Below are 241 nucleotides of genomic sequence, written 5' to 3'. Positions count from 1 at the left end.
GTTGCAGAGCAGAAAAAGACGCTGGCGCAGCAGGCAGGACTGATCACCACACTGCGCGCGGATGACGCCCGTAATCGCGCAATGATGGCCGAACAGCAACGGAGAGAGCAGCAGCTGCGCCAGCAGGGCGAAAACTACCAGAGGAAATATCAGGATGCCATTAAAAATGACGAGTGCGCCCGCCGCACTGCTCCTGGTGCTGTTCTTGGCCTCCTGCGCGGAACGGACACCGCCGCCGCCG

1 protein-coding gene is annotated in these 241 nt (G+C 61.4%); it reads left to right on the top strand.

Features of this window, described 5'->3' with window-relative positions:
- A partial coding sequence (locus tag FUU19_RS24635) for a DUF2570 family protein (RefSeq protein ID WP_230507453.1) occupies window positions 1-241 on the top strand: 241 nt, incomplete at both ends.

It is taken from the genome of Serratia montpellierensis (assembly GCF_020858655.1).
Classification (GTDB): domain Bacteria; phylum Pseudomonadota; class Gammaproteobacteria; order Enterobacterales; family Enterobacteriaceae; genus Serratia; species Serratia montpellierensis.
The sequence above is the reverse complement of the archived record's forward strand: the minus strand, read 5'-3'. Positions and strand labels throughout refer to the sequence as shown.